This window comes from Ruegeria sp. CDSC054, assembly GCF_059610645.1.
Genome location: NZ_JBXWOA010000006.1, coordinates 183194 through 208731 on the forward strand (window position 1 = coordinate 183194; position 25538 = coordinate 208731).

The window sequence follows — 25538 nt, forward strand, 5'->3', positions numbered from 1 at the left end:
GGGGTGTCAGCCCTTGGTGGGGTGGCGGTCGGGCAGTTGAATGCTGGCAACCTGTTCCGCGATTGGCGCGGTGGACAAAGGGTGGCGGCTGGAATCCGTCAGTTCAGATGGATTGTTTACGCTGATCCATTCGCCCTGGTAATAGGCTTCAAGCCCCGAGAAGCGCGCTTTGTAACCCATCTTGGGGCTGCCCGGCACCCAGTATCCAAGGTAGACATAGGGCAACCCGGCTTCGCGCGCGATGTCGATGTGATCGAGGATCATATACGTGCCCAGCGAGTTCTGCGGTTGCTGGGGGGTATAAAACGAGTAGACCATGCTGAGGCCGTCATCCAGGACATCTGTCAGGCTGACGCCGATCAGATCCCCGGATTTAGGGTCGGCATATTCCACGACCCGGCTTCGGATCGGGGTTTCTTCGATCATCGCGGCGAATTCGAAAACGTCCATATCGGCCATTCCACCATCCGCGTGGCGAGTGTCCAGATAGCGGCGGAAGAGTTCGTATTGCTCGTCCGTGGCCCAGGGTGAATTCGCCCTGCGTTGCAGGTACGCGTTGCGTTTAGCCGCACGTTTCTGGCTTTTGCTTGGGCGGAAGGCCGTCACGTCGATCCGGGCCGACAGACAGGCCGCGCAATCGGAGCAGGACGGGCGGTACAACACGTTTTGCGATCGGCGAAACCCTTGTTGGGACAATGAGTTATTTAGCTGATCTGCACCTTCCCCCTGAAGGGCAGTGAACAATTTACGCTCCATCCTGCCCTCAAGATAAGGGCAAGGCTGTGGGGCCGTCACATAGAATTGTGGCGCGATTGGCAGCGTGTGTCGCATGAACGTTCCGTGTTTCCTTGGACCGGATGATAACAACCGATCCTAAAACCGCCAAGTGATTCACGTCGTTGAATTTTTTACGCGCGCTGGTTGATCATGACAGTTCCAAGGAACGCATCAGTAAGTCCCTGGCCACGTGCGCTGGTCAGCATCATGATGACTGAGATGATCTGTATGACCGGAAAGGCCATGCTGACAAAATACCCGGCCGTGTGGGCCACCGCTTTGCCCAAATCCATCCGGGATCCGAATGAATCGCGCAGTTCGATCCCCATAAAGCGCATGCCCAGTGTGGCCGAGCCATTGGCGATGGTAATCACGCGGTAGACGAAACTGACGACGGCGTAGATCAAGGCCAGGACGAAGAAGCCCAGACCAAAGGTCAGCAGGATGGCCACCGTACACAACAGCGAGATAAAGGCGATGTCGAAAAGCCAGGCGATAAAACGCTTGGTCGCGACAGACTGGTAAAACTCCGGCTGTCGGTCTGGGTCGGGCAGGTGGGTCATATGTTGATTTCCGGCTGAGAATTTAGGACACCCTGTCCCGAATGTTGGGACAGGGCAAGGTCGGCTTAGGCGCGTTCGCCGTTTTCAGCCTCATCGTTGTTTTCACGGGCGCGTTCGTCCATGAACTGGTCAAACTCGGCCTTGTCTTTGGCGTCGCGCAGGCGGCGCAGGAAGGATTCGAATTCCTGTTGTTCGCGCTCGAGCCGGGCCAGGGTGTCGGACTTGTAGGCGTCAAACGCGCTATTGCCGGATGGCTTCATCGCACTCATGTGGCTGTGCCAGGATTTGCGACTGCTGCAGGATTTGCTAAACATGCGTTTGCTCCAGATCATATAGGCAAGAAGCGCCAGGCCAACGGGCCAGAAAAAGATGAAACCAAGGACCATGGCGGCGATCCAGGCCCCTTTGCCCTTGTCATCCATCCAGGCTTCGGCACGAGAGAGCCACCCCGGATTTTGTGGGACGGCGTGGTCGGACAATGCGGTCATTTGGGTTCTCCGGGTTTGATGTAAATTGCGTTCACATTGTCTAGATGGGGACTGAAGCGGGGGTTGCAAGGGGTCGATGTAAAAATGATTTACATTTTGGTTTTTGCGACGGTTGACCTTGCTGCGGAACGGGCGCACTTTCCGCCTATGCAACATGTTGAAAATACGACACCTCCGACGCTGGATGAAATTCTAAACCTGGAAAAGCAGGTTTGGACCGCCCTGATGGAAGGCAACGCGGCTGCAGACCGGGCCTTGCTGAGCCCAGATTTTCTTGGGGTTTATCCGACGGGGTTCGCGAACCGGGATGATCACGTGGGACAGTTTGCCGACGCGCCGACGATGGCGCGCTATGAGCTAAGCGACACCCGGTTGCGAGTTTTGACCTCGGATATGGTTCTGCTGTCGTACCGGGCCGACTATCAGCGACCCAAGGCCGAGGGTTGGGAGGCGATGCTAATCTCGTCGCTTTGGGAGCGGCGGCATGACGTCTGGGTCAACAGTTTCAGTCAGGATACGCCCCTGGAGGGGAAATGACCGGGCCTCTTTCCATTCAGCGCCTGCCACGTGCATTCGACCAGTCGCTTGGCGATGATGCGCGCGCGGCGGTCAGCGGCATTACATCCGAACAGGGCGAGTTGATCGCTGGGGCAGCAGGGTCCAGCCCCTATCTGAAAAACTTGATCGATCACGAAAACGATTGGTTGGCCTCAGCGCTCCAACACCCCGATGACGCGCTGGCCGACGTTTTGCAGGCTGCGCGAATGCTACCGCCGGATCAGTTGAAACCGGGGCTGCGGCTGGCCAAGCGACGGATGGCGTTGCTAACCGCTCTGGCCGATCTGGCGGGCGCGTGGCCGTTGGAAAAGGTGACCGCGGCGCTAACCGATTTTGGCGCGTTGGCGGCGGATGTGGCGGCCAAGGCCGAGATCGCCAACCTGATCCGGCGCGGCAAACTTCCGGGCATGGGGCCGGACGATGTCGAAACCGCCGCCGGGATGATTATCCTGGCGATGGGCAAGATGGGCGCGTACGAGTTGAATTACAGCTCGGACATCGACCTGATCGTCCTGTTCGATGAGACGCGGTTTGATCCCGATGACTTCTACGAAGCGCGGCAAGGCATGGTGCGGGCGACACGCAATTTCTGCGCCACGCTCAGCGATAAGACGGCGGATGGGTATGTATTCCGCACTGATCTGCGCCTGCGCCCGGATCCGGCTGTGACGCCGGTCTGTATGGCGGCTGAGGCAGCCGAGCGGTACTATGAAAGCCTGGGCCGCACGTGGGAGCGCGCGGCCTATATAAAAGCACGCCCATGCGCTGGCGATATTGTGGCAGGACAACGGTTTCTGGATACGCTGCGCCCCTTTGTCTGGCGGCGTCACCTGGATTTTGCTGCCATTCAGGACGCCCATGACATGCGGCTGCGCATACGTGAAAATAAGGGAACCGGCGGTGCTCTGACCATTCCGGGTCATGACATGAAACTGGGGCAGGGCGGCATTCGCGAAATCGAGTTCTTTACCCAGACCCGCCAGTTGATCGCTGGGGGTCGAGACCCTGACTTGCGCGTGCGCGGCACGGTGCCCGGATTGGCGGCGCTTGCCGAAAAAGGCTGGGTCCCGCAGGACGTGGCAGACAAGCTGACCGACCACTACCGCGCCCATCGTGAGGTCGAACACCGTATCCAAATGGTCCATGACGCTCAGACCCACAAGGTGCCGCAATCGCCGGACGGGATAGAACGCGTCGCTTGCCTGATGGGAGTAGACGTCGACGAACTGACCCGTGACCTGACCCACAGGCTGACCGAAGTGCACGACCTGACCGAAGGCTTTTTTGCGCCCGGTTCCTCGACGCGAGCGCCAGTTGGCGAGGTGGATTTTGACCAGAACGTTCTGGCCCGCTGGACGACATATCCTGCACTGCGATCGCAACGCGGCGCGCGGATTTTCGAACGTCTCAAGCCCGAGTTGCTATCGCGTTTGGCAAAAACGGCGCAACCGGACGAGGCGCTGCGGGCGCTGGATGGTTTTCTGTCAGGCTTGCCCGCCGGCGTTCAGCTGTTCTCACTGTTTGAGGCCAACCCCCACCTGATCGACCTGCTGATTGATATCGTCGGGACATCCCACGCGCTTGCGGCGCATCTGTCGCGCAATGCATCGGTGTTTGATGCGGTGATCGGCGGCAGTTTCTTTAGCGACTGGCCGGGGCAGGCTACACTGCAGGCGGATCTGGATCAGGCCCTTTCGGAGGAATCAGATTACGAAAGCCAGTTGGATCTGGCCCGCCGCTGGTGCAAGGAATGGCACTTTCGCGTTGGCGTTCATCACCTGCGCGGGCTGATCGATGGTGAACAGGCGGGGCAGCAATACGCTCAGCTTGCAAGCGCGGTGATTGCCGCGATCCTGCCGCGCGTATCGAATCATTTTGCCCGTAAACACGGCCCTGCCCCGGGGCGCGGTGCAACCGTGCTGGGCATGGGGTCACTTGGGGCTGGGCGGATCAACTCGCAATCCGATTTGGATATGATCGTGATCTATGACCCGCTGGATCAGGATATGTCCGAGGGGCCACGCCCCTTGGCCACTCGCACTTATTATGCACGGTTTACGCAGGCGCTGATCACGGCCCTATCAGCGCCGATGTCGCAAGGGCGGCTGTATGAGGTCGATATGCGCCTGCGTCCGTCAGGCAATCAGGGGCCGGTGGCGACAAGTTGGGCCAGCTTTACAAACTATCAGCAGAACGAAGCGTGGGTTTGGGAACATCTTGCCCTGACACGGGCCCGCGTTATCGCCGGAGACGATGGTTTGGCCGAAGATATCGAGACGTTCCGCACAACCCTGCTGTCGCAACCGCGTGACCAGCAGAAGGCCCTGCGCGAAGTGGCCGAGATGCGCGCCCGCTTGGCCGCAGCCAAATCACCTGCGGGGATCTGGGACGCCAAAAACGGCCCCGGCCGGATGATGGATATCGAACTGATGGCCGAAACCGGGGCGCTGTTGTCAGGCGTCGTACAGCGCGATGTGCATTCCGGTTTGGATGGCGCCGTCGCTGCTGGTTTGCTGGACGTCGCTCAGGCGCAAACGCTGAAGGACTGCTACGACCTATGCTGGTCCGTACAATGCGCGGCGCGCTTGTTGTCCGGCAAGGTCATCGAAGCTGACAAGGTCGGCGAGGGCGGATCTGCCTTCCTGTGCCGCGCGACTGGATTTGAACAGGTTGAACAGCTGCAAAGCGCGCTGCAAGACAACTACAGCACGGCCGCCGAGATTATTGGCGGCGTGATCAGGGACGAAGATGATGGCGCAGAGTAAAGATCCAAATGATCACAAGGGGTTGATCCGCGAAGCGTACCGGATCGCAGGCATCACGTTGCCTGAATGCCGCAGCATCTTTCTGGACTGGGCTCTCAGCCTGCCTGCTGAACGGGACCAATCCCAGGCGTTGATCGACCTGCATGCCGCCTATTCCCAGCAGGACGCCGATCACCCGATGACGCAGGTGCTGGCAGAGGGATTACAAACTGCCCAAGCGCCCAAGCGCCGGGGCGGTTGGCGGTCCCGCGACCGCTAGGGCTTTTCCCCCGGGGTATTCGCGACTATGAGGGCTTCATGACCCAAACTGCCGATCACTCCCGTATCCGCCTGAAACCCAAAGCCAACGCACGTGGCCTGCGCCACGGTTTTCCGTGGGTGTATGCCAATGACATCGTGACGGATCGCCGGACGCGTAAAATCCCGGCAGGGGCGCTGGCGGTGCTTGAGGATGACAAACGCGCGCCCATAGCGCTGGTTGCGGTGAATCCTGACTCCAAAATCATGTGCCGCGTTCTGGACCGAGATCTGGACGTGCAACTGGACGCCGCGTGGTTCGAAACCCGCCTGCGTCGCGCGCTTGAGATGCGCGAACGCCTGTTCGACGCACCCTATTATCGCCTGATCCATGCCGAAGCGGACGGCTTTCCCGGCGTCATCATCGATCGGTTTGGCGATGCCTGTGTGATCCAGCCCAATGCCGCGTGGGCCGAGGCGCATCTGGAAACTCTGACCGAGGCTCTGGTCACTGTTACCGGCGTGACAACCGTGCTCAAAAACGCGTCGGGCCGGACACGAGGGCTGGAAGGCCTGGATGATGTGAACCTCACCCTGCGTGGCACCGCCCCCGGTGCGCCGCTGCCGGTGCCGATGAACGGCGCCACGTATATGGCCGACCTGACAGGCGGCCAAAAAACCGGGCTGTTCTACGACCAACGGCCCAACCACGCCTTCGCCAAGCGACTGGTGCAGCCCGGCGCGCGGGTATTGGACGTCTTCAGTCACGTGGGCGGATTCGGGCTGGCCATGTTGGCCGGTGGCGCGGGGCAGGCGCTGTCCGTAGATGGATCTGCAGCCGCGCTGGACCTCGCGGCCAAAGGGGCCGAGGCCTCTGGTTTTGCTGACGCGTTCCAAACCAGACAAGGCGATGCCTTCGATGCCCTGACCCAATTGGGTGAAGAGGGCGCGCAGTTCGACGTCGTCATCTGCGATCCACCCGCCTTTGCGCCTTCGAGACAAGCGCTGGACGCTGGCCTGCGCGCCTATGAACGTGTGGCCCGCTTGGCGGCAGCTCTGGTCAAACCCGCCGGTTATCTGGGCCTGTGCTCGTGTTCACACGCGGCTGATCTGGGCCGGTTCCGCGACGCGTCGTCTCGTGGGATTGGTCGGGCGGGGCGACAGGCGCAACTGATCCATACGGGCTTTGCCGGACCCGACCATCCGCAACTGCCGCAACTGGCGGAAAGCGGCTATCTCAAAGCCGTGTTCTACCGGCTGTGAAGGCGGTTCTGGATACCTGCGTAATCTACCCTACGGTGATGCGAGAGATGCTGCTCGGCGCTGCCAAACTAGGCCATTTCACGCCCGTATGGTCGGCGCGCATCCTCGGGGAATGGGCGCGCGCGGCCCGCAAGCTGGGCCCTACAGGCGAGGCTCAGGCTCGTGCTGAAATTGCACTGGCGCAAGCCAATTGGCCGAAAGCCGAGTTTCCTGCAGCAACCAATGTCGAACAGCGGCTCTGGCTGCCGGACAGCGCGGATATCCACGTTCTGGCAACGGCCGTTGCATCCTCGGCGGACGTGATCGTTACCGTCAACGCCAAAGACTTTCCCCGAAACATCCTGTCCGAGGAAGGGCTGGACCGCCGCGATCCGGACAGTCTGCTGCACGGATTCTGGCAATCCGATCCCGGGGGCATAAGCGACACAGCCAACCGTGTCCTGGCCGAGGCCAACCGCCTGTCGGGCGACCAATGGACCTTGCGCCCGCTGATGAAAAAAGCCCGTCTCCCACGTCTGGGCAAAGCGCTCGCCGCGTAACCGGGATTCAGCTTCATCCGGCTAAAAATATCCCGGAGAGCGCGAGAGGCTGGCCTCTCGCTGCCTTTAAATCAGCCACGGGTCCAACGCTGCTCTAATGCCTCCAGGGCCGCGATCCGTTCGTCTGTTTTTGGATGGCTCATCAACCAGGCGGGCACAACGCCAGCACGCTGCTGCGTCAGGTCTTCCAGCTTGTGAAACAACGACTTCTGCGGTCCGATTCCGATCCCGGCTTTGGTCAGCAAAGCGGCGGCATACTCATCAGCTTCATACTCATCACTGCGCGACAGGCGCGACGCCAACAGGTGTGTCAGCATATTGGCAATCCACGCGCCGATGAACGGGATAAAGCGGTTCAGCAGCATCATCAAAGCGGCCCGCAGCGCATTCTGCCCGGAAAAATCGATCATCCGGCGGCGCGCATGCCCCAGTGCCACATGACCCAATTCATGCGCGATGACGCTGGCCATTTCCTCGGCGGAAACCTCGCCACTGCGAAATTTGCGGTAGAATCCACGCGTGATGAAAATCCGCCCGTCAGGTGCTGCCAAACCGTTCACCGGGTCAATCTCATAGATGTAGACCGGCACCCGGTCGATCTCTAACGCTGCAGCCAGCCGGTCGGTCATGCGTTTCAGGGCAGGGTCGGCCAGCTCGGTGGATTTTGCATCCAGATCCTTATGTGTGCGCCAGACGGAAATCCGGTACATCACAAGGGCATAGGCAATGGCCAGCAGGATCGGGGTCAGACGTAGCATCTTACAAATATGGTTCCGGGCCGGGGATTAGGCAACCGCGCTTGAGCTTTTGTGCCATAAAGGTGAATGGGTCCAATTCTCGCCCATTTTCCCGCATAGCACGAATTCGATGCAAGGTTTTCAACAAGGTAGATTTTGTTATGAAGAGTTTCTGTTTGCGGATGTACATATTTTGCCTGCGATCATTGGGGATGTACGGCATTCTTGTGTCTGTAGCATCGGCCGGGGCGCTGGCCGTCGGCTTTTCTAAGGGGTTCCACATTGGACCGTTGGTTTTGTCCACATCGATTGCGTTAGCTATCAGTTTGGCGATGGCCATTTCGAAGCTGACGCCAAGTTGGCTGGCTGACCCCGCTGGAATGATCAAAGCCTTTGTCATTTTTGTGGGCTCGGGGCCGCTCGTTCTTCTATTCGGGATCGTCAGTATGACCGTAGTTCTGCCCATGGAACTAGACGCTTCACTGGGTAAATCGCTTTCTATTCTGATCGCGCTTCCCGCATGGGCTTTGGGGGTTGGTTTGGGCTGGACCGCCCTAATTTATGGAATTCTGCCGGACAAAAGCCAGCCCGGTCCTTCACCGCTGCCCGGCGCAGCACCTCCGCCGCCACCGACTACAAGCGCTGATTTGCGAAGCCTACGTCAGTCCCGTATGAGTCGATGAGTACTGAAGAAACGCGCCCATTCATATCGGCTTAGTCGTCGTTTCGGCGGCTTGCGCGGCGCATTTTTACAATCAATATATCGTCACAGTGTGAAACACAGTGGCTGCCAGACTTGTCGCAGGGCAGGTCGCGCCATAACTTTGAAATTATGTGGTCATTTGCCGATATCCGCCCGGCCTATAGCAGGGCTGAACGTGTCAGTGATGGCGTTGTTCATATCCTTGGCGTCACTGCGGCTATCGTTGCCGTTCCGGCGCTGATCGCGTTGACCGCCCTATACCGGACTGAGCCTGCTGCGGTTCTTGGGGTCTCGGTCTACGGCTTCACTCTTATTCTGATGCTGTCGTTTTCGGCTTTGTACAATATGGTACAATCTGATCGATGGAGTGAGTTGCTGCGCCGCCTCGATCACTCGGGGATTTACGTCAAAATTGCAGGTACTTACACGCCATTCATCTTACTTTCCGGTGCCCCAATGACCGGACTCATGATCGGTCTTTGGTCATCTGCGACCCTTGGATCAATCCTGAAAATGATCGACCCTCACCGGTTCCGTTGGTTTGGTTTGGCGCTGTATGTGTTGATGGGATGGGCGTCCGTCTGGGCGGGTCAATCGCTGCTGGCCGACTTGTCGCAGCCTGTTGTGGCGCTGATGATCACCGGAGGCATCGTCTATACCGCGGGCATCGCCTTTTATCTTCTGGATTGGTTGCCGTTCCACAACACAATCTGGCATGTCTTCGTTCTGACAGGCAGCGTGTTGTTTTTCCTTGCGGTTTCGTTCCGTATTGCCTGGGCGCCGGTCCTGCAGATATGACGGTCAGCGGGTCAGTTCCCGCATCCCCTGTTCCAAACCGGCCAGCGTCATCGGCACCATGCGGTCCTCGAAAACCTCGCGGATCATGCCGATGGAATGGGTGTATTCCCAGTACTTTTCCGGCACCGGATTGATCCACAGATTTGATGTCCACTGCTCGCGCGCGCGCTGCAGCCAGACCTGACCGGCTTCTTTGTTCCAATGTTCGTTCGCGCCTCCGGGATAGGCAATCTCATAAGGGCTCATCGAGGCGTCGCCGACGAAGATGCACTTGTAGTCTGAACCATAGGTGCGCAGTACTTCGTGGGTCGGAGTCTGCTGATCCCATCGGCGGTGATTGTCACGCCAGACGCCTTCATACAGGCAGTTGTGAAAGTAGTAATATTCCAGATGCTTGAACTCGGTTCTTGCAGCGGAAAACAGCTCTTCGACAACTTTGATATGTGGATCCATCGAGCCGCCCACATCCAGAAACAACAGCACTTTGACTGCGTTGTGACGCTCGGGGCGGGTTTTGACGTCGAGATAGCCATGTTCGGCGGTGGCGCGGATGGTGCCGTCCAGATCCAGTTCCTCGGCCGCACCTTCGCGGGCCCAGCGACGCAGGCGCTTCAGCGCGACCTTGATATTGCGCGTACCCAGTTCAACCGTGTCGTCCAGGTTCTTGAATTCACGCTTGTCCCACACCTTGACCGCGCGCTGATGGCGGCTTTCCTTTTGGCCGATACGCACACCTTCGGGGTTATAGCCATAAGCCCCGAACGGCGACGTCCCGGCGGTGCCGATCCACTTGTTGCCCCCCTGATGGCGGCCTTCCTGATCCTTGAGACGCTCGCGCAGCGTCTCCATCAGTTTTTCAAAGCCGCCCATGGCCTCGATCTCGGCTTTTTCTTCGTCTGAAAGGTGTTTCTCGGCCATCTTGGCCAGCCATTCGGCAGGGATATCGACAGCTTCGAGCACCTGATCAAAGCTGATCTCTTCCAGACCTTTGAAGCTGGCGGCAAAGGCCTGGTCGAACTTGTCGATATTGCGCTCGTCCTTCACCATCGACACGCGGGCGAGGTAATAGAACGCCTCAACATCATAGGTCGCCAGCCCCTTTTTCATGCCCTCCAGAAAGGTCAGGTATTCGCGCAGTGATACGGGAATGCCAGCTTTGCGGAGGTTTTCGAAAAAGGGCAGAAACATGCGTTAACCCACCAAACGAACCAGGATCAGGGAAAGCACCAGACCTACAATGGCAAATGCGATGCCGTAACCGGCCGCATATTGGGCAATATCTGCGCCGCTGCCATTGCGTTTGCGAGCCTTCATCGCGCCAAGGATCGCCCCTAACAACGCCATTCCCAAAACTACGACCATGCGTTACCCGCCTCTGTTGTTGGTGGGCGGACCTTCCGCAACTTCCTGCATCAGCGACCGGACCACGACTTCCGAGCCAAAGCCGTATCGCGCCCATGCAAGACTGTCCAGTCTGACGGTACGTGCCTGATTTGGTCGTCCGGCCTGATTGAGCGCTTCTGATTTCAACAAAAGTAGAGTAGCCAACTGAGCGGCGTTTTCGGCCTGCGACATGACAGCTATTGCCTTGTCTAATTCAGGCAGGACCTCCGGTCCCTTGCCCTGCGCAAGTGCGAAGGCAGCAGTTTGCGTAGTCACATAGGCCTGATGGATTTCGGTTCCCGGCGTCGCACGCAGATACTGCATGGCAATGTCGTATTGTTTGATCGCTTCGCGGGAATCGTCGAATTGTGCCATTCGGCCGAGGATATAGTACGGATATGCCCGCCGGTGGTCGGTCCAACCCTGTTCACGTCCGATCTGGACCGCTCTTTCCGCAGCTTTCACTCGGTTGCGGGTGCTTGGCCTTGATCCAAGCGATTTTTGGACGGCGTTGATCCACTCGCGCGGGGTGTCCGAAACGGGTTGCGCGGGTAAAGTGTCGCCGCGCGGGTTCAGTCGGCGAAGGATGCCGGGCAGGACGGACTGGACTTGTTCGCGAGTCATGCCGCTGCGCAGTTGGGGCGAGTAAGCCGTGCGCAGGATCAGCATGTCAAAGCCGGTCAGAATGGTGTGGATATTGTCGTCGTTGAACACAGAATCCGGCAGGTGGTACAGATCATTCAGCGGCCCCAGAGCCTGCGCCAGTTCCTCGTGCAGGCAGTCGCGTTTTTCCTGAGGGCTGACGTCATAGGGAATGAAAATGCCCAGCCGTTCACGGCTGCGCAGCGCGGTCCAACTGCTTTTGCGTTTGCGCCGGTCCTGTCGGTATTCCTCAAAGCTTGAGGCGTTGGGAACCACGAAACAGGCGGCTTGGGGCAGGATGCGTTGGATCTGCTCCTGGCTGACGGCCTCAATGGTGATATTGGCCTGGCCCTCCGTTATCTGGCGAATGTCGATCCCGGCCTCGCGTTGTAGACGCGTCAACAACCGGGTCAGATCGCGCTGCATTGACGGTGTGGGTGATCCCGTAAGTCGAACGGTGACGGGGACCTCGAACCGAGTGAAGACGGGTAATGTGGCGCCGCCTTCGAGCGCGAAGTGCAAAGAAAGGAAATCGGCTGCAATATTAGCGTTCGACCGGGCGGGTGGTCTGGGTCGGGTTGACGTGAACGCTTTGGCGGGCGGCAGGTTTGCCTCGATCGCCTTAACGCGTGATGGCGGTTCAGGGGGGGTAACCGCGGTGCATCCGGCGACGGCAAAGCCAAACAGGACCGCAGCGACCCTGATCATGGACGTTGATACCGGATAAAGGGCGTTTGTTTGCCGATCCGATCATAGAGCTTGCGCGCTGTGTGATTGAACTCTTGCGTCAGCCAATAGACGGATGGCGCTCCTCGCCGGTCGGCCTCATCATACACAGCTTGAATCAACGCGCGGCCAACACCGGTTCCGCGCGCCTCGGGCCGGGCAAACAGGTCTTGCAGATAGCAAACGCTTTCCTCTTTCCACGCATGGCGATGAAACAGGTAATGGGTCAGGCCAACAAGATGACCATCCGCTTCGGCCACGAAGCAGGAAAAATCGTTGGGATCATTACCCAGCAACCGTGCGAAGGTGCTGTCATATGTCTGCTCTGGCACTGTCGTTTCATAAAACGCCAGATAGTCGCGCCACATTCCGGCCCATTCGGCGCGGTCCTCGGGCTGCAACGCTCGGATATTGAGGGCGTCAGGCAAGCAATGGCTCCTATGTTGTCAGGTCGGAATGCCCGACAACGCCGGACGGCCTTTTGGTCAATGCTGACACCCGGCCCCCCGCAAGGCAAGCGGGGATCACCAAGTGTTCAATATTCTCAGCGTTTGCTGCGTGCCATGAAGGCGAGACGTTCAAACAGGTGAACGTCCTGTTCGTTCTTCAGCAATGCCCCATGCAATTTGGGCAACGCATTGGCCCCGTCGCGTTTGAGATCCTCGGCGGTCAGGTCTTCGGCCAGCAACAGCTTGAGCCAGTCCAACACTTCCGAGGTCGACGGTTTTTTCTTCAACCCCTGCGTTTCACGGATTTCGTAAAACTGGGTCAGCGCTGTGGTCAGCAATGCATCCTTGATGCCCGGGTGGTGAACTTCAACGATCCGGCGCATGGTCGCCTCATCCGGAAAGCGGATGTAATGGAAGAAACAGCGCCGCAGGAACGCGTCGGGCAGTTCCTTTTCGTTATTCGACGTGATGATCACAATCGGTCGGATTTTGGCTTTGATGGTGTCCCCGGTTTCGTAGACGTGGAACTCCATCTTATCGAGCTCTTGCAGCAGATCATTGGGAAATTCGATATCGGCCTTGTCGATCTCGTCGATCAGCAGCACGACTTTCTCATCAGATTCAAAGGCCTGCCACAGTTTTCCCTTGCGAATATAGTTCGACACGTCATGCACGCGCTCGTCGCCCAACTGGCTGTCGCGCAACCGGCTGACCGCGTCATATTCGTACAGGCCCTGCTGCGCGCGGGTGGTGGACTTGACGTTCCACTCGATCATCTTCAGCCCCAGCGCACCGGCAACCTGCTTGGCCAGTTCGGTCTTGCCGGTTCCGGGTTCACCCTTGACCAGCAGGGGGCGTTCCAGCGTAACGGCGGCATTCACCGCAATTGTCAGGTCATCGGTGGCAACGTATTCAACTGTACCTTGGAAACGTGCGGTCATGGGCCCCTCATTCAATATCGCGCGGCATGTGTCCTTGGGGTTATAGCGGGGTGAAAAATTTGACAAGACAGGTCGCTGCGTCGCGCAGGGCGAAATTGGTGTGCGACTCCAATGCCTTTGGTTGATTCGGGCGCTAACATAGGGCGCGACAATTTTGGGAGCGCCCAAAAAAAGCCTGCCAATTTTCACAGAAAAACAAGGATTTGTTGTTTTAAGTCTCACATTTAGATGACCTGAAACAGCACGCAGCCGGGCTAAGTTTCCATAGTGACATTCCCCCCGCTGTCGGATAAACGCTCCGCAGAAGGGGATTGCCGCATGTCAGGTGAAGCAAAGGTGACCGGCGTTGCAGGCCACACCGAGGGAGCAAAAATGAAGCAGGAAGTATTTCTGCCAGAGGATTATCGTCCAGCCGAAGACGAACCATTCATGAACGACAAGCAGTTAGAGTATTTTCGTCGTAAGCTGCTGGATTGGAAAACTGAACTTTTGGCAGGCAGCCGCGATACGATCGAAGGGCTGCAGGACAACACTCGCAACATTCCGGACGTCGCAGACCGCGCAAGCGAGGAAACTGATCGTGCGCTGGAACTGCGGACACGTGATCGCCAGCGCAAGCTGGTGGCCAAGATTGACTCGGCCCTGCGCCGGATCGACGAAGGCGAATACGGATATTGCGAGAAGACGGGCGACCCGATTTCGCTGAAGCGTCTGGATGCGCGCCCAATTGCGACCATGACGCTTGAGGCGCAGGAACGCCACGAGCGCCGCGAAAAGGTCCACCGCGACGATTGATCGCTGGAAAAATCAGAATTCTCAAACGCCGGGGTCTTTTGCTCCGGCGTTTTTGCTTTAAGCCAGTGATATGAATATCAACGGTCTGAAATTTGGCATCATCGGTGGTGGTATCGGTGGGATTGCCGCCGCTCTGGCGTTGCGGCAACGCGGCGCTCAGGTCGTGGTTTTTGAGCAGGCAGCCGAATTGACCGAGGTCGGCGCCGGTTTGCAGATCAGCGCCAACGGAATGGTTGTGCTGCGTGCCCTGAACGTTGTGGGTGAAACACCCGAGGCGAGCCAGCGGTCCTACGGAACGGTATTGCGCGACTACCGGGCAGGGCGGTCTGTCAGCGAGATACCGGCACCAGCCGCTGGACCCACCTACTACTACCATCGTGCTGACCTGCTGGGATTGCTGCGCAAAGCAGCGCTTCGGGACGGTGTCGAGTTTCGACTGGGCGCACGAGTTGCGCAGGTGCGCAAACATCCCTACGAAGCCGAGATTATTCTGGAAGATGGTGCAAACCTGCGCGTTGATTGTGCGATTGCCGCCGACGGTGGGCGAAGCACGATCCGCGCAGGCCTGAACGGGCCCGAAGCACCAAAATTCACTCATCAGGTGGCCTGGCGCGCGACGATTCCTTGGGCGCGTCGCGATCCCAAACCGCGCGCCGTTCTGACGATGGGGCCGAGCCGACATGTTGTCACGTATCCTCTGCGCGATCACACTTTGATGAACGTTGTCGCGATCGAGGAACGATCCGATTGGCAGGAAGAAGGCTGGCGCCGACGCGGCGACCCCGAGGAACTGCGCGCTCGATTTTCCGACTTTGGCGGCGTGGTCGGGGAAATTCTGGGGCAGGTACAGGAACCTCACATCTGGGCGTTGTTTCTGCGACCCGTCGCAGAACGCTGGCAGAACGGGCGCATTGCATTGTTAGGGGATGCGGCTCACCCGACACTCCCATTTATGGCGCAGGGTGCCTGTCTTGCGCTTGAAGATGCGTGGGTCCTGGCCCGATCTTTTGGTGACCAATCCGGGATAGAGGAGGCGCTGTCCACCTATGAAACCCGCCGTCATCAAAGGACGCAACGCGTGGTGGCTGCGGCTGGGTCCAATGCCCGAAATTTCCACCTGCGCGGCCCGATGCGCTTGGCCGCACAGGCCGCTCTGATGGCGGTCGGGCCACGGTTGTCCCGGAAATACGACTGGATTTACAGCTACGACGCGACGGCCTGAGGTTTCACAGGTCCAAGTCGACCCAGACCGGGACATGGTCCGAGGGCTTTTCATGCCCGCGAATCTCGGCATCAATCCTGCAATCGCGCAACAGATCGGCGGCCTGCGGCGTAAGAAGGAAATGGTCGATACGGATCCCGTCATTCCGGTTCCAGGCACCGGCCTGGTAGTCCCAGAACGAATAATGCTCAGGACCTTGGGTGACGGCGCGGAACGCTTCCGTGAACCCCAGATTCAGGATTTTGCGAAACGCGGCGCGGCTTTCTGGCCGGAACAGAGCGTCCTCGCGCCACGCATCTGGACGTTTGGCGTCTTCGGCCTGCGGGATGATGTTGTAATCCCCAGCCATCAGCGCGGGCTCTTCGCTCGTCAGCAAATCGCGCGCGCGGTCATATAGCCGCTCCATCCAGGACAGCTTGTATTCGTATTTCGGACCCGGCACCGGGTTACCGTTCGGCAAATACAGACCGCAGATCCGAAGGGCTTTTTTGCCAATGACGGTCGCCTCAATCCAACGGGCCTGTTCGTCCTCGTCGTCACCAGGAAGGCCCCGAGTCACATCTTCAAGTGGCAGCTTGGACAGGATCGCCACGCCGTTGAAGCTCTTTTGCCCGTGGGTTTCGACGTTGTAACCGCGCTCTTCAAACAGCTCGCGGGGAAAATTCTCGTCGATCGACTTGATCTCTTGCAGCAAAACGACGTCCGGCTGCGCGTCATCCAGCCAACGGGGCAGGGCTTCGGCTCGCGCTTTGATGCCGTTGATGTTGAACGTGGCGATTTTCATGCGCGATCCTCCGGCTGGCTGCCGGTTGATCTATCCCTCAACCGCGCGGGCAGGGCAAGGTCACATTGAAAATGAAGTGCCGCAGCCGCAGGAAGAGGTAGCGTTGGGGTTTTCGATCACAAACCGCGCGCCGATCAGTTCCTGCGTGAAATCGATCACCGCGTTTTCCAGAAACGGCAATGAAATCGCGTCGACGATCACTTTCTGGCCTTTGCCTTCTAGCACAAGGTCGTCCTCTTGCGGTTCGTCCAGCGCGATTTCGTATTGAAATCCGGAACATCCGCCGCCTTCCACTGCGACGCGCAGGGCTTGTCCCTGATCGGCTGCGCCGATCTCGGCGAGACGTTCAAAGGCGCGTTCTGTAACTGTGGGGGGCAGATTCATGCCAAACTCCAAAGGTTTATTTCCTTTACGCCTTACAATATAGAAAGTGCAAGGACAGGCGACAAGGACAAGGCCTTTGAACATAGCGGGTTTTGCCTCGAACCCAGGCCGCGCAAGGGGGCGGCTTGTGCCAGAGGAGGAAAGCAGTTTCCGGTCATGCTTTCAACGCGACAGGGACCGGATCATTCACGCCAGCGCGTTTCGGCGGCTTAAGCACAAGACACAAGTGTTTGTAGAGCACGAGGGCGACAGCTATCGCACGCGCCTGACCCATTCTATCGAAGTTGCACAGGTCGCGCGAACAATCGCCGGAGCTTTGGGCTTGAACGGCGAACTGACCGAGGCCGTGGCATTGGCGCATGATCTGGGACACACACCGTTCGGACATACGGGCGAAGATGCCCTACATGCGCTCATGGAGCCTTACGGCGGATTTGACCACAACGCACAGGCCATTCGCATCGTCACGAAGCTGGAACGCCACTATGCCGAGTTTGACGGATGCAACCTGACATGGGAGTGCCTAGAGGGGATTGCCAAGCATAACGGGCCGGTCACCGGTGATTTGCCGTGGGCGCTGGCCGAGTGCAACGCGGGTTTCGATCTTGAGCTTTACACTCATGCCAGTGCCGAAGCACAAGTTGCCGCCCTTTCGGATGACATAGCCTATAACAACCATGACCTGTTGGACGGGTTGAGGGCGGGTCTGTTCACGGATGATGAAATCGGGCAATTGCCTATCGTCGCTGACTGCTATGCCGAGGTGGATCGGAGATATCCGGGTTTGGATTCTTATCGGCGCCGGCATGAGGCGCTGCGCCGTGTTTTCGGCGTCATGGTTTCCGATGTGATTGTCACGTCGCGTGGGCTGATCACGAGTTCGGGCGCGGCGACCGTCGAGGAAATTCGCAATCTTGGTTATCCGGTGATCCAGTTCTCGGGCGGTTTGTGGGCGCAACTCAGGGAAATCCGCGCCTTTTTGTTCAAGCAGATGTACCGCGCGCCCAGCGTCATGGATGTGCGCGCCGAGGTTAGCAAAGTCGTGGAAGATCTGTTCCCAATCTACATGAACGATCCGAAACAGATGCCCGCGCGCTGGCATGAGGATATTGAGGCGGCCAGCGATGAAACCGCGCTGGCGCGGATTGTCTCGGACTACATTGCAGGAATGACCGACCGATTTGCCCTGCAGGATCATGCAAGGCTGGCTGGTGCCTGATCACTCGACCCCGATGTAAGCCAACGCCCAGACCTGCTGGCCCGACTGTTCGGCGGCTAGGTCGGGGTCATCGGTTGGGGGGAAGACGATCATAGTGGGGCCATAGCCGCCAACGCCCATCGGTGAGCCGTCGGCATGGGTCGCGACGATAGGTTGATGGGCGGTGATGCAGTCCCAAGGAATTTCAGACTGATAGCCATCCATGGCCATTGGCTTGGCAGTTTTTCCTTCAGCCCCAGCCATGATCAACAGGTCCGACAGGCGTGGCCCGGAAAAGGCGATGTCACGCTGATTGTCTTCTGGACCGTAAGGAATAGTGATTTCAACTTGCTCCAGACCGTCCAACATGGCCGCATCAAAGCCCGCGGCCCCGTCGTGCTGAACCTCCAAGTATCCCAGCAGACCGCCATCGTTTTCGCCGCGGGCAGACAGGTTGGTTTCCGTGATTGCTCCGCCAAGGGTCAAAAGTACATGGCCTTGCGGTTCTGGCATGTCGGCCCAAAGCGGCAGGGCAGAAGTCAGAACAAAGGCGATGGGCAGGGCAAGGCGCATAGGGGTGTCTCCGGCTTGAATTTCCACCGACGTTAGCTGAGTCTACCGCTAATCCAAGCCCAAACTGATCGCTTCCATTGACCTTGCCGCTTTGCGTGGTAAACCGCCGGGCAAGCAAAAGGACATCCGAAATGAACCTGTTTTCCGAGATCCGCGGCCTCGTGCTGGACGCGCTGGCACAGATGCAGTCCGAAGGCGTATTGCCCGAGGGGCTGAGTTTTGACAACGTAGCGGTCGAACCGCCGCGTGATGCAGCGCATGGCGATATGGCAACCAACGCCGCGATGGTGCTGGCGAAACCGGCCAAGATGAAGCCGCGCGACATCGCTGACGTGTTGGCCGGAAAGCTGGCTGCTGATGATCGGATCACCAGCGCCGAGGTGGCCGGGCCGGGGTTCTTGAACCTGCGGCTTGCGCCGTCTGTGTGGCAGAGCGTTCTGGCCGCTGTGCTGGAAAAGGGCACGGATTATGGCCGTTCCAACATGGGGCATGGCCAGAAGGTCAACGTCGAGTATGTCTCGGCCAACCCCACAGGCCCGCTGCATGTGGGCCATACGCGTGGTGCCGTGTTCGGTGACGCGCTGGCAAGCTTGCTGGCGTATTCGGGCCATGACGTGACACGTGAATACTACATCAACGACGGGGGCGCGCAGGTAGATGTACTGGCGCGGTCCGCGTATGAGCGCTATCGCGAGGCCAACGGTCTGAGCCCCGAGATCGCCGAGGGGCTGTACCCCGGTGACTATCTGATCCCGATCGGTGAAGCGCTGAAAGAGAAATACGGCGACAGCCTGATCGACAAGCCGGAAAGCGAGTGGCTGGAAGAGCTGCGCGAGTTCTCGACCGACGCGATGATGGATCTGATCCGGGCCGACCTGAAGGCGCTGGGTGTCGAGATGGATGTGTTCTTCTCGGAGAAATCCCTCTATGGCACAGGCCGGATCGAAGCTGCGCTGCAATCCCTGACCGACAAGGGCTTGATCTACGAAGGCGTGCTGGAACCACCCAAAGGCAAAAAGCCCGAAGATTGGGAGCCACGAGAGCAGACCCTGTTCAAGTCCACCGAGCATGGCGATGACGTCGACCGCCCGGTCAAGAAATCGGACGGTAGCTGGACCTATTTCGCCCCGGATATCGCCTATCACTATGACAAGGTGACCCGTGGTTTTGATGCGCTGATCGACGTGTTTGGTGCGGACCATGGCGGCTACGTCAAACGGATGAAAGCAGCTGTTTCGGCCCTGTCCGATGGCAAGGTTCCGTTGGATATCAAGCTGACGCAGCTGGTAAAGCTATGGAAGAATGGCGAGCCGTTCAAGATGTCCAAGCGGGCAGGGAACTTTGTCACTCTGCGCGATGTGGTCGATCAGGTTGGCCCGGACGTGACCCGGTTCGTAATGCTGACCCGCAAGAACGACGCGCCGCTGGACTTCGATTTCGACAAGGTGTTGGAACAAAGCCGCGAGAATCCTGTGTTCTACGTGCAATACGCTCATGCCCGTGTCATGAGCGTACTGCGCCGTGCCGCCGAGGCGGAAATCGCTACGGATGACGCGACTCTCAAGGGGGCTGATCTTGGCAAGATCGACCATGCCTCAGAGCTGACGGTGGCCAAAAAGCTGGCTGAATGGCCGCGTCTGATCGAAATTGCCGCACGCACCAATGAACCGCATCGGGTTGCCTTTTACCTGTATGAGCTGGCGGGTGACTTCCACGCGCTATGGAATAAGGGCAACGATGAAACGCAACTGCGGTTCATTCAGGATGGCGATGTTGCCACAAGCCAATCAAAAATCGCATTGGCCCGGGCCGTTTCTGTTGTGATTTCAGCGGGCTTGGGTATTCTTGGCGTCACTCCGGCGCAGGAGATGCGGTAACTAACACCGCCCGACGCGCCGGTACGAGGTAGGCAAGAAATGACCCGCGCGCCACTTTTTAAGGCGCAATCGGGCGGTGAGGCGGACATGGCAAGTTACGATTACTCGGGGCAGATGCGCCCTGAGGAGATGCATTACACGAATCAGCCGCATCCTGAGGATGGGTATGAGTATCCCGACGACTCCTATGGCTATGAACAGGCTCCGCGAGGGGCAGGGCTGGGCCGTATCGTCAATGTCATGGGCGCAGTAGCGTCGCTGGCATTGGTCGCCGGGATCGGTGTCTGGGGCTTCAAACTGGTGATGCGCGACGTTAGTGGCGTGCCTGTTGTTCGCGCCATCGAAGGGCCAATGCGCATTCAGCCGGAAAACCCCGGCGGCACCCCGGCCGATCACCAGGGTCTGGCCGTCAATGCCGTGGCAGCCGTTGGAACGGCAGCGCCGCCAGCAGATCGCCTGATCCTCGCGCCGCGCCCGGTTTCGCTGACAGACGAAGATACGCCTGTTGAACCGCTGAAGCCGACGCAGGCCGTGCATGTCGTCGAAGAAGAGATCTCGGATCAAGAGGCCGCGCAGCTGCGCCAGAATACAGTCGATGCCCTGGTTGCCGAATTGGCCGGTGGGGCGGCGAAAGCGAATGAACCGGCAGAGCAGGGCGTACAACTCGCCTCGTTGGCACTTCCCGAGGAAGAGCCCGCCATTGATCCTGCTGATCTGGCCGCACAATTGCCGGACCCGGAACTGGCGGCGCTGCCCGGTGTTCGCCGGTCCCTGCGTCCGTCCACGCGGCCAGCCCGAGCGACGCCAAGCGGGATTTCATCCAACAGCAGTACCGAAGCTGCGATCAACGCCGCTGTCAAAGCTGCCGTTGGGGTGGACGTGGATCCGAATACTCTTTCCAAAGGCACGCGCATGGCCCAACTGGGTGCGTATGAAAGCTCGGATGTGGCCCGTGTGGAATGGGATCGCATAAATGGCCGTTTTGGTGAGTATATGGATGGAAAACAACGTGTTATCCAGAAAACTTCAAGTGGCGGTCGGACATTCTATCGTCTGCGTGTCCTTGGGTTTGATGACCTGAGCGACTCGCGTCAGTTCTGTGCCGCTCTGGTCGCACAAGGTGCAGACTGTATCCCGGTTGCCGTTCGGTGACATTCGGAGCTGCGATCACCGATGCCGAAGGGCTGCGCCTGACGTCAGAGGAAAAGAGACTATTCCAGCAAATGAACCCATTCGGGTTCATTTTGTTTGCGCGCAACATAGATACAGCTGAACAAGTTCGTGCTCTGTGCGATGACTTTCGTGATGCCGTAGGGCGCAATTGCCCTATCACCATCGATCAGGAAGGTGGCCGTGTGCAGCGTCTGCGCGCGCCATTGGCACGCGAATGGATGCCGCCCCTGGATCATGCGGGCCGCGCCGGGGATCAGGCGGAACGCGCCATGTATCTGCGGTATCGATTGATCGCAAAAGAGCTGTTCGAGCTTGGCATTGACAGCAACTGCGCCCCGATGGTCGATTTGGCGCGCGACGATACCCATGCGTTTTTGAAGAACCGCTGTTATGGCTCTGACCCCAAACGGGTTTCAGTTCTTGGGCGTGCGGTTGCCAAAGGCCATCTGGATGGGGGTGTTTTGCCGGTGCTTAAGCACATGCCGGGGCATGGATTGGCAACGCTGGACAGCCACCATGACCTGCCGCATGTGGACCTGACACAGGACCAGCTAGAGCAAGCGGATTTCGAACCGTTTCGGGCGCTGAACGATCTGCCGATGGGGATGACGGCGCATCTGGTCTATGACCGGATTGATCCGCAACCAGCTACGATTTCATCTGCGATGATCGGGCTGATCCGCGATAAAATCGGTTTCGACGGTCTGATCATGACCGACGATATCTCGATGAAAGCGCTGAGTGGCGCGCCAGAAGACATTGCGCGTCAGTCACTGGCCGCGGGTTGCGACGTTGTTTTGCATTGCAACGGAACGTTCGATGCTCGCGCCAAGGTGCTGGAAGCCGCCGGAGAAATGACTGCTCAGGCACAAAAGCGCGCGGAAAGGGCATTGTCGATGCGACAAAAGCCTGTGGAACTTGACATCCAAGCGACTGAGGCTGAACTATCTGCCCTAATGGGCAGGCAGGTATATGAACGATAATCTCTTCAGCGAAGACCCGGCCTCGGTCGCGGATCGTCTTGCGGCAGAGGCGCTGATTGTTGATGTCGATGGGTTCGAAGGCCCGTTGGATGTATTGTTGACCCTGTCGCGAACCCAAAAGGTCGACCTGCGGAAAATCTCGGTTTTGGCTTTGGCGCAGCAGTATTTGGCCTTCGTGGAAAAGGCCCGCGCGCTGCGGATTGAACTGGCTGCCGACTATCTGGTGATGGCCGCCTGGTTGGCCTTCCTCAAATCCCGGCTTTTGTTGCCACCGGACCCGGATGATGAAGGACCTTCGGGCGAGGAACTGGCCGCACACCTGGCGTTCCAGTTGGAACGGCTGCAAGCCATGCGCGACTCAGCCGCGCGTCTGATGGCGCGTGATCAACTGGGGCGCGATTTCTTCAAGCGCGGGCAGGGTGAGGATATCACTCGTATCCGTACCGTAACGTACTCTGCCACGCTGCTGGATCTGATGCAGGGCTACGCCCGTATCCGCACCCGTGACGAATTCCGCCCCTTTGTCATGGACCGCGATGCGGTGTTTACGATGGAACAAGCGCTGGAGCGAATGCGTCCGCTGATCGGGTTTGCGGGGACGTGGACCGATATGGAAACCTATCTGCCCGAGGGCTGGGACGCTGACCCGGTGCGTCGCCGTTCGGCCACGGCAGCGACCTTTGCCGCCTCGCTGGAGCTGGTGAAGGAAGGACATATGGAGATGAAGCAAACCGAGACGTTTGCTCCGATCCATTTGCGCAAAAGGACTGACACACGTGACTGACGAACCGCAAGACGAAGGCACCGGTACCCTGTTCGAAGCGCCACCCTTGGCGGAACAGGAACGCATGGTCGAAGCCGTGCTTTTTGCCAGTGCCGAGCCGGTAACGGTCGCCGATCTTGAGGCGCGGATGCCCCATGGAAGCGATGCGGCGCAAGCGGTTGAAATTCTTCAGAAACGGTATGAGGGCCGGGGTGTCCGTGTTGTGCGCGTGGGTGAGGCCTGGGCCATTCGCACTGCGCCCGATCTGGGTTTTCTGATGCAAAAGGAAACGGTCGAAACCCGCAAGCTAAGCCGCGCCGCCATCGAAACGCTGGCCATCGTCGCCTATCATCAGCCCTGTACGAGGGCTGAAATCGAAGAGATCCGGGGCGTCTCGGTCTCGCGCGGTACAATCGACCAACTGTTGGAAATGGAGTGGATCCGTCTGGGCCGTCGCCGGATGACACCCGGCCGGCCGGTCACCTTTGTTGTGACGCCACAGTTTCTGGACCATTTCGGTCTGGAAAATGCCCGCGACCTTCCGGGGCTCAAAGAATTGCGGGCTGCTGGGTTGCTGGAAAACCGGCCGCCCCCGGGCACGATGCCATTGGGCGAGGGGCGTGATGACAGCGAAGATGAGGACCAGACCGAGCTGTTCGAGGAAGAGTGATAACTTGGCCCTTTTGTTGCCGTTGGAATCACCTATGTTGTGGCCAAGCTGGGGAGTTGAGCAATGAATATGAATCGCATCATCGACATGATCATTCGGCAGATCATGCGGCGGGTCGTCAACAAAGGCATCGACAAGGGCTTTGATGTGGCGGGCCGGATGGGAAAGCCGAAACAAAGATCGGCTGTGCCTCATGACTCGGGCGCAAATGACGACAGCAACCGTCAAGCCTAGCAGATAACCCCGGCGCAGCGCGTGAAACGCATATGCGCCGGTTCAAGAAGTGTTAACCAACAGCCTTGAAGTGTTTGGACAGTTTCAGCCCCTGTCCCTGATAGTTTGACGCGATACCCGCACCGTAAAGCTGCGTGGGCATTTCGGACATCTTCTCATAGACCAGCCGTCCGACGACCTGCCCGTGTTCCAGAACAAACGGCGCTTCGTGGCAGCGTACTTCCAGCACGCCACGTGATCCCGCTCCGCCCGCTGCGGCGTGACCGAAACCGGGATCAAAGAATCCGGCATAGTGCACCCGGAATTCACCCACCATTGCAAGATAGGGAGCCATTTCAGCCGCATACATGGGCGGGATGTGGACTGCTTCGCGGCTGACCAGGATGTAAAATGCGCCGGGGTCAAGGATGATGCGACCGTCGGTGGTGCGTACCTCTTCCCAGTATTCCTGCGGATCATATTCGCCAATCCGGTCCAGATCGATCACACCGGTATGCGGCTTGGCCCGATAACCAACTAGATCAGTGTCGGGCAATTGCAGATCGACCGAGAACCCCAGCCCATCCTGAATGACTGCGGGTCCGTCGACCAGCGGCGAGTCGTTGTGCAGTGCGGTCAGTTCCGCGTCACTGAGCACTGCCTGACCCTGACGAAAGCGAATCTGGTTCAGCCGCATGCCCGGTCTCACCAGAACCGAGAATGAGCGTGGACAGATCTCGGCAAAAAGCGGCCCGGTATAGCCTGCCGGTACCCGGTCAAACTCGGTGCCACCATCGGTGATCGTGCGGGTCAGAAGATCCAACCGCCCTGTCGAGCTTTTGGCATTTGCTACCGCGCTGGTATCGGCGGGCAGGGCCAGCGATTCCATCAGCGGCACCAGATAGACGCAGCCTTTTTCCAGAACGGCTCCGTCGGTGATGTCGATGCGGTGCATCTCAAATTCAGCCAGACGATCCGCGACCGTGCGTCCTTCACCGGATAGAAATGAGGCGCGAACCCGGTAAGCAACTGTACCTAAACGTAAATCAAGGCTAGCGGGTTGGATTTGTGCCGGGATAACCTCGGGGCTTGCGGTGATCTCACTGCGGCCGATCATCGCCTCGATCTGTTGGTTTGGGCATACACCTGTCATTCCGATCCCCTCTGTTGCCAGAGCGGGATCTGGCCTGTCTGCCATAAACGTCGGTGTGATTTGGTCGGGCTAGCAGGACTCGAACCTGCGACCTTCCGTCCCCCAGACGGACGCGCTACCAGGCTGCGCCATAGCCCGACGTTGAGGTGTTCATAAAGACTTTCCCGGCAGGGGCAAGAGG

At 58.7% G+C, this 25538-nt stretch carries 29 protein-coding genes and 1 tRNA gene; 16 read left to right on the forward strand and 14 right to left on the reverse strand.

Going from position 1 to position 25538, the window contains the following annotated elements; translation table 11 throughout:
- Positions 1–6: 6 nt before the first annotated feature.
- The 3 genes from AC2FGC_RS14055 to AC2FGC_RS14065 all read right to left on the reverse strand — a co-directional run bounded on the left by AC2FGC_RS14055 (position 7) and on the right by AC2FGC_RS14065 (position 1828).
- Positions 7–831 (reverse strand): arginyltransferase, encoded by an 825-nt coding sequence (locus AC2FGC_RS14055; RefSeq protein ID WP_058274522.1) that lies wholly within the window; start codon positions 829–831, stop codon positions 7–9.
- Between the two features lie 77 nt (positions 832–908).
- The gene (locus AC2FGC_RS14060; RefSeq protein ID WP_058274521.1) at positions 909–1340 is read right to left on the reverse strand and encodes an RDD family protein; all 432 of its coding nucleotides are present in this window, start codon (positions 1338–1340) and stop codon (positions 909–911) included.
- Positions 1341–1405: 65 nt separating this feature from the next.
- Entirely contained in the window at positions 1406–1828 is a 423-nt protein-coding gene (locus tag AC2FGC_RS14065; RefSeq protein WP_282151432.1) for a DUF2852 domain-containing protein, read from the reverse strand.
- A gap of 84 nt (positions 1829–1912) precedes the next feature.
- Here AC2FGC_RS14065 and AC2FGC_RS14070 point away from each other — a divergent pair, with 84 nt between their 5' ends.
- The 5 genes from AC2FGC_RS14070 to AC2FGC_RS14090 are packed head-to-tail and all read left to right on the forward strand — an operon-like array spanning position 1913 to position 7190.
- Complete coding sequence (locus AC2FGC_RS14070) at positions 1913–2365, forward strand: DUF4440 domain-containing protein (protein WP_496782646.1); 453 nt, start codon at positions 1913–1915, stop codon at positions 2363–2365.
- Positions 2362–5151, forward strand: coding sequence for a [protein-PII] uridylyltransferase family protein (locus tag AC2FGC_RS14075; protein WP_496782648.1), 2790 nt, complete (start codon positions 2362–2364; stop codon positions 5149–5151). Before AC2FGC_RS14070 ends, AC2FGC_RS14075 begins: the two co-directional genes overlap by 4 nt.
- Complete coding sequence (locus AC2FGC_RS14080) at positions 5138–5410, forward strand: hypothetical protein (protein WP_496782650.1); 273 nt, start codon at positions 5138–5140, stop codon at positions 5408–5410. Before AC2FGC_RS14075 ends, AC2FGC_RS14080 begins: the two co-directional genes overlap by 14 nt.
- A 38-nt stretch (positions 5411–5448) precedes the next feature.
- Positions 5449–6651, forward strand: a complete 1203-nt coding sequence (locus AC2FGC_RS14085; protein WP_496723283.1) for an RSP_2647 family RNA methyltransferase — start codon at positions 5449–5451, stop codon at positions 6649–6651.
- On the forward strand, positions 6648–7190 hold the full coding sequence (locus AC2FGC_RS14090; protein WP_496723281.1) for an RSP_2648 family PIN domain-containing protein: 543 nt from the start codon (positions 6648–6650) through the stop codon (positions 7188–7190). Before AC2FGC_RS14085 ends, AC2FGC_RS14090 begins: the two co-directional genes overlap by 4 nt.
- Positions 7191–7261: 71 nt before the next feature.
- Here the strand turns inward: AC2FGC_RS14090 and AC2FGC_RS14095 are convergent, their stop codons facing one another.
- Positions 7262–7948 carry a M48 family metallopeptidase gene (locus tag AC2FGC_RS14095; RefSeq protein WP_496723279.1) on the reverse strand — a complete coding sequence of 229 codons (687 nt, stop codon included), beginning with the start codon at positions 7946–7948 and terminating at the stop codon, positions 7262–7264.
- Between the two features lie 191 nt (positions 7949–8139).
- Between AC2FGC_RS14095 and AC2FGC_RS14100 the strand changes: the two genes are divergently transcribed.
- Together AC2FGC_RS14100 and trhA are read left to right on the forward strand one after the other, a co-directional pair.
- Positions 8140–8610, forward strand: a complete 471-nt coding sequence (locus AC2FGC_RS14100) for a hypothetical protein (RefSeq protein WP_496782652.1) — start codon at positions 8140–8142, stop codon at positions 8608–8610.
- A gap of 149 nt (positions 8611–8759) precedes the next feature.
- Entirely contained in the window at positions 8760–9428 is a 669-nt protein-coding gene (gene trhA / locus AC2FGC_RS14105; protein ID WP_496767032.1) for a PAQR family membrane homeostasis protein TrhA, read from the forward strand.
- A 3-nt stretch (positions 9429–9431) separates the two neighbouring features.
- Here the strand turns inward: trhA and AC2FGC_RS14110 are convergent, their stop codons facing one another.
- The 5 genes from AC2FGC_RS14110 to AC2FGC_RS14130 form a co-directional block, all read right to left on the reverse strand.
- Positions 9432–10616 carry a vWA domain-containing protein gene (locus tag AC2FGC_RS14110; protein ID WP_058274514.1) on the reverse strand — a complete coding sequence of 395 codons (1185 nt, stop codon included), beginning with the start codon at positions 10614–10616 and terminating at the stop codon, positions 9432–9434.
- A 3-nt stretch (positions 10617–10619) separates the two neighbouring features.
- On the reverse strand, positions 10620–10790 hold the full coding sequence (locus tag AC2FGC_RS14115; protein ID WP_186437468.1) for a hypothetical protein: 171 nt from the start codon (positions 10788–10790) through the stop codon (positions 10620–10622).
- Positions 10791–10793: 3 nt separating this feature from the next.
- On the reverse strand, positions 10794–12161 hold the full coding sequence (locus AC2FGC_RS14120) for a DUF2927 domain-containing protein (protein WP_496723269.1): 1368 nt from the start codon (positions 12159–12161) through the stop codon (positions 10794–10796).
- Positions 12158–12607: a GNAT family N-acetyltransferase gene (locus AC2FGC_RS14125; protein ID WP_496723267.1), complete on the reverse strand. Its 450-nt coding sequence runs from the start codon at positions 12605–12607 to the stop codon at positions 12158–12160. Before AC2FGC_RS14125 ends, AC2FGC_RS14120 begins: the two co-directional genes overlap by 4 nt.
- Before the next feature lie 116 nt (positions 12608–12723).
- A complete protein-coding gene (locus AC2FGC_RS14130) occupies positions 12724–13569 on the reverse strand; it encodes an AAA family ATPase (protein WP_496723264.1) in 846 nt (281 codons plus the stop codon).
- 372 nt (positions 13570–13941) lie between these two features.
- On the opposite strand from AC2FGC_RS14130, the gene dksA reads away from it, so the two are divergent.
- Both dksA and AC2FGC_RS14140 read left to right on the forward strand, forming a co-directional pair.
- Positions 13942–14364 carry an RNA polymerase-binding protein DksA gene (gene dksA, locus AC2FGC_RS14135; protein ID WP_058274529.1) on the forward strand — a complete coding sequence of 141 codons (423 nt, stop codon included), beginning with the start codon at positions 13942–13944 and terminating at the stop codon, positions 14362–14364.
- 70 nt (positions 14365–14434) lie between these two features.
- The gene (locus AC2FGC_RS14140; RefSeq protein WP_496782654.1) at positions 14435–15586 is read left to right on the forward strand and encodes an FAD-dependent monooxygenase; all 1152 of its coding nucleotides are present in this window, start codon (positions 14435–14437) and stop codon (positions 15584–15586) included.
- A gap of 4 nt (positions 15587–15590) precedes the next feature.
- Here the strand turns inward: AC2FGC_RS14140 and xth are convergent, their stop codons facing one another.
- Positions 15591–16370: an exodeoxyribonuclease III gene (gene xth / locus AC2FGC_RS14145; protein WP_496723260.1), complete on the reverse strand. Its 780-nt coding sequence runs from the start codon at positions 16368–16370 to the stop codon at positions 15591–15593.
- 60 nt (positions 16371–16430) lie between these two features.
- Positions 16431–16754 carry a HesB/IscA family protein gene (locus tag AC2FGC_RS14150; protein ID WP_496723258.1) on the reverse strand — a complete coding sequence of 108 codons (324 nt, stop codon included), beginning with the start codon at positions 16752–16754 and terminating at the stop codon, positions 16431–16433.
- 76 nt (positions 16755–16830) lie between these two features.
- Here AC2FGC_RS14150 and AC2FGC_RS14155 point away from each other — a divergent pair, with 76 nt between their 5' ends.
- Positions 16831–17973: a deoxyguanosinetriphosphate triphosphohydrolase gene (locus AC2FGC_RS14155; protein WP_496782656.1), complete on the forward strand. Its 1143-nt coding sequence runs from the start codon at positions 16831–16833 to the stop codon at positions 17971–17973.
- Here the strand turns inward: AC2FGC_RS14155 and AC2FGC_RS14160 are convergent, their stop codons facing one another.
- Positions 17974–18525, reverse strand: coding sequence for a putative pterin-binding protein (locus tag AC2FGC_RS14160; protein ID WP_496782658.1), 552 nt, complete (start codon positions 18523–18525; stop codon positions 17974–17976).
- Positions 18526–18656: 131 nt separating this feature from the next.
- Here AC2FGC_RS14160 and argS point away from each other — a divergent pair, with 131 nt between their 5' ends.
- The 6 genes from argS to AC2FGC_RS14190 all read left to right on the forward strand — a co-directional run bounded on the left by argS (position 18657) and on the right by AC2FGC_RS14190 (position 24225).
- Positions 18657–20402 (forward strand): arginine--tRNA ligase, encoded by a 1746-nt coding sequence (gene argS, locus AC2FGC_RS14165; protein WP_496782659.1) that lies wholly within the window; start codon positions 18657–18659, stop codon positions 20400–20402.
- A 39-nt stretch (positions 20403–20441) separates the two neighbouring features.
- Positions 20442–21554 carry an SPOR domain-containing protein gene (locus AC2FGC_RS14170; protein WP_496782660.1) on the forward strand — a complete coding sequence of 371 codons (1113 nt, stop codon included), beginning with the start codon at positions 20442–20444 and terminating at the stop codon, positions 21552–21554.
- The gene (gene nagZ, locus AC2FGC_RS14175) at positions 21551–22558 is read left to right on the forward strand and encodes a beta-N-acetylhexosaminidase (protein WP_496723248.1); all 1008 of its coding nucleotides are present in this window, start codon (positions 21551–21553) and stop codon (positions 22556–22558) included. The genes AC2FGC_RS14170 and nagZ overlap by 4 nt, the downstream gene beginning before the upstream one ends.
- Positions 22548–23342, forward strand: coding sequence for a segregation and condensation protein A (locus AC2FGC_RS14180; RefSeq protein WP_496723246.1), 795 nt, complete (start codon positions 22548–22550; stop codon positions 23340–23342). The genes nagZ and AC2FGC_RS14180 overlap by 11 nt, the downstream gene beginning before the upstream one ends.
- Positions 23335–23991 carry an SMC-Scp complex subunit ScpB gene (gene scpB, locus AC2FGC_RS14185; RefSeq protein WP_496723244.1) on the forward strand — a complete coding sequence of 219 codons (657 nt, stop codon included), beginning with the start codon at positions 23335–23337 and terminating at the stop codon, positions 23989–23991. Before AC2FGC_RS14180 ends, scpB begins: the two co-directional genes overlap by 8 nt.
- A 63-nt stretch (positions 23992–24054) precedes the next feature.
- Complete coding sequence (locus AC2FGC_RS14190; RefSeq protein ID WP_159089934.1) at positions 24055–24225, forward strand: hypothetical protein; 171 nt, start codon at positions 24055–24057, stop codon at positions 24223–24225.
- Positions 24226–24277: 52 nt separating this feature from the next.
- Here the strand turns inward: AC2FGC_RS14190 and AC2FGC_RS14195 are convergent, their stop codons facing one another.
- Positions 24278–25357 carry a 2'-deoxycytidine 5'-triphosphate deaminase gene (locus AC2FGC_RS14195; RefSeq protein WP_496723242.1) on the reverse strand — a complete coding sequence of 360 codons (1080 nt, stop codon included), beginning with the start codon at positions 25355–25357 and terminating at the stop codon, positions 24278–24280.
- A 61-nt stretch (positions 25358–25418) separates the two neighbouring features.
- A tRNA-Pro gene (locus AC2FGC_RS14200) sits at positions 25419–25495 on the reverse strand.
- Positions 25496–25538 lie beyond the last annotated feature (43 nt).